General features: G+C 69.0%; 1 protein-coding gene. It reads right to left on the bottom strand.

Translation table 11 applies throughout. The features are described from left to right. Window positions 1-277, bottom strand: a 277-nt coding sequence (gene pilL2, locus BRO63_RS04540; protein WP_444978599.1) for a PFGI-1 class ICE element type IV pilus protein PilL2, incomplete at both ends; no start/stop codon positions are given.

Here is a 277-nt window from a genome sequence, read left to right on the forward strand (position 1 = left end):
CTCGGATGCGGGTTCGATGACCGCGCTGTCGGCGGGCCGTTCGAAGCAGATTTGCCGTGCGCGGTCATCCGCGTGCAGTTCCCAGGCCGGGCCAGCCAGCGTGAGCAGCGCATCGCGCAAGGTCATGGGGCCGAGGTGCAGGTGCGCCGCCGGCAGCGGCAGCGCGTACAGCTCGATTACCGCGTGTGCCGTCTGGCACAGGCTGTAACCGCTACGCTTGAGCACATGCCGCAGCCCATCGCCGACGGTGGCACGGGCATCTTCGGGCATGGACACG

Source organism: Achromobacter xylosoxidans (assembly GCF_002192695.1).
GTDB classification, from domain to species: domain Bacteria; phylum Pseudomonadota; class Gammaproteobacteria; order Burkholderiales; family Burkholderiaceae_B; genus Achromobacter; species Achromobacter xylosoxidans_C.